Here is a 6,245-nt window from a genome sequence, read left to right on the forward strand (position 1 = left end):
GACATAACCAATGAATTTCAAGGTAAGACTTTAGTCATCAGTGGAGGCACGAGAGGCATAGGTCGTGCGATAGTGATCGAGTTTGCAAAAGCAGGTTGCAATATCGCTTTTACATTTAACTCAAACGAAGAGTTGGCAAACGAGCAGGCAAACGAGCTTGAAAAAGAGTATGGTATAAAAGCTCGTGCATATCCGCTAAATATACTTGAACCTGAAAAATACAAAGATCTATTTTTAAAGATAGATGAAGACTTTGATAGAGTAGACTTTTTTATCTCAAACGCAATTATCTCAGGTCGCGCGGTTGCGGGTGGGTATACTAAATTTATGAAGCTAAAGCCTCGAGGCATAAACAATATCTTTACGGCAACCGTAAATGCATTTGTAGTAGGCACACAAGAGGCTGCCAAAAGAATGGAAAAAGTTGGCGGAGGCGCTATTATCTCATTAAGCTCAACCGGAAATTTAGTTTATATAGAAAACTATTCGGGCCACGGCACAGCAAAAGCTGCCGTAGAGGCCATGGCTAGATATGCTGCGACTGAGCTAGGAGAGAAAAATATCCGCGTAAACGTAGTAAGCGGCGGTCCGATAGAAACAGACGCTTTAAGGGCTTTTACAAACTATGAGGAAGTGCGCGACTTTACAGCAAAGCTTAGCCCACTAAATCGCATGGGACAGCCTGACGATCTAGCAGGAGCATGTAAATTTCTTTGCTCTTCTAAGGCTAGTTGGGTAACAGGACATACATTTATCATAGATGGTGGAACAACATTTAAATAATATATTTTAAGTGCTTTGGCTTAATCTAAAGCACTTAAAATTTTAACCAAAATACAAAAAAGGAAAGCTTTAATGAGCCTAAACCTGCCAAACGCTCTTGCTATCTTTCGCATAGCCCTCGCTCCGGTAATGTTTTACTTGCTTGTAAACGCACCGTCTCAGCTACCAAACATTCATATTAGCTGGATAAATTTTTTCGCCGGATTTGTTTTTGTTATCGCTTCCGTTACAGACTTTTTTGACGGCTATATAGCTAGAGCATGGGATCAAAAAACAAAGCTAGGTGCCATACTTGACCCGCTTGCGGATAAGATGCTAACCCTGGCTGCCTTTATAGGACTTATGATGTTGGGCAGAGCAAACCCATGGGCGATATACCTTATCCTTATAAGAGAATTTTTTATAACAGGCTTTAGGGTGGTGATAGCAAGCGAAGGGCTAAATGTTGCCGCGTCAATGGCCGGCAAGGTTAAAACGGTCTTTCAGATGATAGCTATAGGCTGGCTTACCATGCAATGGTGGGGAGCTGAAATTTTGCTTTGGGTGGCTGTGGCACTTACGATGTATTCCGGATATGAGTATATAGCCGTTTATGTTAGAGCACAAAAGCATTAATTTAATCAAAGGAGACTTTTGAAAGGTCTTATTTTTACTCTAGTCCTACTTCTTTTAGGACTTTGGGCTTATTCGTTTTATTTTTTAGTTACGGTTTTTGCCATTAGCTTTTTGATATTTTTTCATGAGCTTGGACACTTTTTGGCTGCTCGTTCGGTAGGTATTGCCGTAAATACTTTTAGTATAGGATTTGGCAATAAAATTTTTACAAAACGAGTCGGCAATACCGACTACTGCCTAAGCGCAATCCCTCTTGGTGGCTATGTTCAGTTAAAAGGTCAAGATGATACAGATCCTGCGCATAAAAACTACGACGCAGATAGTTATAACACCCTAACCCCATTAAAAAGAATTTATATACTCTTTGCTGGACCGTTTTTTAACTTTATCCTAGCCTTTTTTATATATATCATTATAGGTTTTATGGGTGTTGATAAGCTAGCTCCCGTCGTGGGCCACATAGCTGTAAACTCTGCCGCATATGAGGCAAAACTTGCCATAAATGACAAAATCCTAGCAATAGACTCAAACGAGATAAAAGAGTGGGATGATATAAGCAAAAATGTAAAAATTCAAAAAACACGTCTTTTGATCGAACGTGAAGGGCAGGTTTTAGAAATTTATCTCACTCCAAAAATAGGCTCAACTCAAAACGCCTTTAATGAGCGCATACAAAAACCACTTATTGGTATATCTCCAAAAGGCGAGATAGTAAAAATCTATCATAGCGGACTTAGTGCGGTCAAATTTGGCATAGATGAAACGATAAATGCTTCAAAACTGATATTTCTAGGATTTCAAAAACTAGTAAGCGGCATAGTGCCACTAAAAGAGGTTGGAGGCATAGTGCAAATTACCGACATCACGTCAAAAGCGGCTCAGATAAATATATCTGTTCTTCTTCTTATCGTAGCACTTATATCGGTAAATTTAGGTGTTTTAAACCTACTGCCGATACCTGCATTAGATGGAGGACACATACTTTTTAATTTATATGAACTTTTGTTTAGGCGTGAGGTGAACGAGCGCGTATACGTGGCACTTACGTATTGTGGCTGGGCAGTGCTGCTAAGCCTTATGTTACTTGCCACATATAACGATATAATGCGACTTAGCGGAGGTTACCAATGATAAATTTAAAAGCGCTTTTAGAAGAGATAAGCTCCATAAAACCGGGCGTCAGGCTTATTGCTGTTAGCAAAAATGTCACAAGTACCGAGGTGCTTGCTCTACATGCACAAGGTCAGCTTGAGTATGGTGAAAACAGGGTGCAAGAAATGGCAAAAAAACAAAGTGAAATTTCAGCAGCTCTTGATCTAAAGTGGCACATGATAGGTCGTTTGCAAAACAATAAAATCAACCAACTAATCTCACTTCACCCTACTCTTTGGCAAAGTTGCGATAGTTTAGAACGCGCACATGAAGTCGATAAACGTCTAAACTACAAACTTGATACGCTTTTACAGATAAATTCTGCAAACGAAGACACCAAACAAGGAGTTCTTCCATCAAACGCCATAGAGACATATTTAAAGATACAAGAACTTTGTCCAAATATCAACCTAAAAGGTATCATGAGTATCGGCGCACACAGCGATGATGAGAAAGAAATTCAAAAAAGCTTTGAGCTAAGTTATAAAATTTACGAAGAGCTTAAACCCCATGGGGCGCAAATTTGTTCTATGGGTATGAGCTCTGACTTTAAACTAGCCATAAAATGTGGCTCAAACATGATAAGGCTTGGAACTATTTTATACGTTTGATAAAATTTGGCTTATCTTAGAGTAAGTCAAATTTATTACTCCAAAATAACTTTACCAACAAAATTTAAAAAATAAAATGCAAAATTTGAGCCACAATTACTTATTTAATTAAATTTTAAACCCCATGATTTTATAATCCATTTTTTATTTCAAAAGAGTTTTTATGAATTTTATTCCGTTATTTTCTATTTTCTTTATTGTTGCTATCGGCTTTTTCGCTAAAAAGATAAAAATTTTAGAACAAAAACATTCGATCATCTTTGTTGATTTTGTCCTTTGTTTTGCCATCCCTGCTTTGATTTTTGATAAAGTATATCATGTAAATATCGATATTGAACTACTTAATACCATCGCAACCGGATTTTTGGGAACACTCACAGGGGCTTTAGTGGCTCTTGGACTTGGTGTCTTGTTTAAATTTTCAAAACCAACAATCGTAAGCATGGTCATGCTAAGCTTATTCGGCAATACCCTCTTTGTGGGCATGCCCGTCATACAAGGTTTTTTTGGCGACGGTGTATTAAACGAGATTATATTTTACGATCAACTAGCCACATCCATACCTATCTCGATCCTTGGTCCGCTGATACTTTCATTTGGCGCACCAGAAAAGGTTTCACTTTTTCAAAATGCGATGAAAATTTTAAAATTCCCTCCATTTGTAGCACTTATCCTAGCTCTTTGTCTAAAAGAAATATCTTTACCGGAGTTTATCTTTGAGCCACTTCATATGCTTGAGGGCAGCGTTACTCCAGTGGCTTTATTTGCCATCGGAGTTGGACTTAGCTTTGGAAGTATAACCAGCTCTTACAAGAGCGTTAGTATTGTTTTGTTTTGCAAGATGGTGGTTCCGGCGCTATTTTTTGCAGCAATAACCGGCACACTAAACATACCGATAAATCAAACCTGGCTCGTAGGATTGTTTCAATCTTGCATGCCTCCTATGGTTTTAGCAAGTGCTATGATAATGAAGGCCGGGCTTGATAGCTCTCTTGCTATCTCAGCCGTTGCGCTTGGAGTTGCCTTTAGTTTTGCGATATTTCCAATGTTGTTTTTCATCTTTGGAGCCTAAGATACTAAAATAAATAATTAATTTTATTATTTAAAATTTTAAAGCACAAACTACGTTATTTCTCATACCATAATCTCTTAAAAATATAAATCTTTATTTTTATATTATGATTTAAATTTAAGTTTTTATGGCTTTAAAAGTAAAATTTATCCACGAAAATATATGCCAAAAAAGAATAATTTTTTTGATATCAAATTTGTAAATTTCCATTTTTTAGCGATAAAAAGGCAATTTTATCTTATATGATAAATTTTAAATTTTATCAATTCATGCTAGTTTTGATATAAAGTAAATTTTATATAAATTAAAAATATTAATTTATATATTTTATATTATATACTGATATTACTTGGAAATATTAATATTTTATAAATTTTTATAGTTTATATAAATATTAAGTTTTATAAAAATACACCCCTGAAACAATTGGAAACACGTGATAACTATTGCCTAAAAAATATTTTGATTTTATTAAAAATTTAGCTACGAATAGTAATAATTTGACTTAAGCCTTTAATACAACAGAAAGGATCTAAATGTTTAAAAACCTAAATATCTCAACAAAACTCACTCTCATGAGTTGTGGGATGGCACTAGCTGCACTTTTGCTAGTTATCATCATAGTTGCTTCAAAAACGCTAGGAATGTCAGAGCGCAACACAAGCCAATATATCCAAAGCGAAATGGGTAAAAATGCCGAAAAGGTTTCAGCGTTTTTCTCAAAAGCTATGCAAACTTCAAGAGTTTTATCAGAAACTATCGGCGGTGCGCTTGATGCAGAAAATAAACTAACCACAGATAGCATCGGCGATATATTTTACGAAGTAGCAAAAAACAACACCGAATTTCTAGCCGTCTGGATGATGACTGATAGCGAAGAGGTCTATAGTAAATCCCAAGACGGTGGTGCTAGTGTCTTATACGGCGAAGATGGTAAATTTGCCCCTTATGTAACAAATTTAAACGGCACTCTATCTTTTGCCAGAAGAGTAGCCGGATATGAAAAAGCGGACTACTATACCATACCAAAAAATACTGGCAAGTCAACTATCTTAGAGCCGTTTTTTTACAACTACGGCGGTCAAGAAAAGCTAGTTACAACAGCTGTTAGCCCAATCATCGTAAGTGGTAAATTTGTAGGTGTTGTTGGCATAACTCTTGATGTGGCAAATATTCAAAAGCTATGCGACAGCATACATCTGTATGATGGTGACGTAAATTTCTTAGTTTCTCATACAGGCAAATTTATAGTGCATAAAGAAACAGCCCTTATAGGCAAGTCAATGGTTGATGTAAACCCTGCCCTTAAGCCGATAGAAAGCGCCTTGCAAAAAGAAGAACCTGTCGAGATAGAGGTGGTTTCTGCCGTTACCAAGAAACTTTCAAAAGCAGTTTATGTAAATATAGAAATTCCTCATTTTGATAAAATATGGGGCATGGTCTTAATCGCTCCCAAAGATGAAACAGTCAAAGAAACCAATGAGCTTAGAAATTTTATTATCATTTTAGCCGTTGTTTCCATGCTAATTTTATCTTTTGCAATGTGGAGTTACTCTAAAACTTTTGGCAAACGTATCGTAACCGTAGGAAATAACCTAGAAAATTTCTTTGAATTTTTAAATTTCAAAACAAACAAAGCCGATCTTATCACTATCCGCGCCAATGACGAGATAGGTAAAATGGGCATGTTAATAAATGAAAACATCAAAATGACTGAGAGAAATTTAGCCGAGCAAAATGCCTTTATAAAAGAGGCCAATAGCTTTGTTGATGAGATAAAACGCGGAAATTTCATGGCCATGTTAGACGCGCAGACTATAAATCCCGCTCTAAACCAACTAAAAGGCACATTTAAAGAGCTACAAGAAGCGTTAAAAACAGCTATAGCAGCGAATGCACAAGATGTCTTAAAACTACTTGAAGCCTATAAAAATCAAAATTTCACAGAAACTCTTGATGATAAAGGTGAAGTAGCTAGCGGTGTAAACGCTCTTGGCAGCGAGATAGCCAAC

At 36.5% G+C, this 6,245-nt stretch carries 6 protein-coding genes; all 6 read left to right on the forward strand.

The genetic code is table 11. From position 1 onward, the window contains the following. Nucleotides 1-3: 3 nt before the first annotated feature. The gene (locus CCAL9328_RS05015) at nucleotides 4-783 is read left to right on the forward strand and encodes an enoyl-ACP reductase (RefSeq protein ID WP_169938534.1); all 780 of its coding nucleotides are present in this window, start codon (nucleotides 4-6) and stop codon (nucleotides 781-783) included. A gap of 72 nt (nucleotides 784-855) precedes the next feature. Further along, a complete protein-coding gene (gene pgsA, locus CCAL9328_RS05020) occupies nucleotides 856-1,398 on the forward strand; it encodes a CDP-diacylglycerol--glycerol-3-phosphate 3-phosphatidyltransferase (protein ID WP_169938520.1) in 543 nt (180 codons plus the stop codon). A gap of 18 nt (nucleotides 1,399-1,416) precedes the next feature. Beyond that, nucleotides 1,417-2,529, forward strand: a complete 1,113-nt coding sequence (gene rseP, locus CCAL9328_RS05025; protein ID WP_169971786.1) for an RIP metalloprotease RseP — start codon at nucleotides 1,417-1,419, stop codon at nucleotides 2,527-2,529. Further along, entirely contained in the window at nucleotides 2,526-3,161 is a 636-nt protein-coding gene (locus CCAL9328_RS05030) for a YggS family pyridoxal phosphate-dependent enzyme (RefSeq protein ID WP_169971787.1), read from the forward strand. The genes rseP and CCAL9328_RS05030 overlap by 4 nt, the downstream gene beginning before the upstream one ends. 163 nt (nucleotides 3,162-3,324) lie before the next feature. Next, nucleotides 3,325-4,233 carry an AEC family transporter gene (locus CCAL9328_RS05035; RefSeq protein WP_169971788.1) on the forward strand — a complete coding sequence of 303 codons (909 nt, stop codon included), beginning with the start codon at nucleotides 3,325-3,327 and terminating at the stop codon, nucleotides 4,231-4,233. A 536-nt stretch (nucleotides 4,234-4,769) separates the two neighbouring features. Next, a partial coding sequence (locus tag CCAL9328_RS05040; protein ID WP_502707296.1) for a PDC sensor domain-containing protein occupies nucleotides 4,770-6,245 on the forward strand: 1,476 nt, incomplete at its 3' end.

This window comes from Campylobacter sp. RM9328, from assembly GCF_012978615.1.

Excerpts from the sequence above, each read along its gene's own strand:
- pgsA (WP_169938520.1), top strand. The coding sequence starts at position 856 with ATGAGCCTAAACCTGCCAAACGCTCTTGCTATCTTTCGCATAGCCCTC.
- CCAL9328_RS05035 (WP_169971788.1), top strand. The coding sequence starts at position 3,325 with ATGAATTTTATTCCGTTATTTTCTATTTTCTTTATTGTTGCTATCGGC.
- CCAL9328_RS05030 (WP_169971787.1), top strand. The coding sequence starts at position 2,526 with ATGATAAATTTAAAAGCGCTTTTAGAAGAGATAAGCTCCATAAAACCG.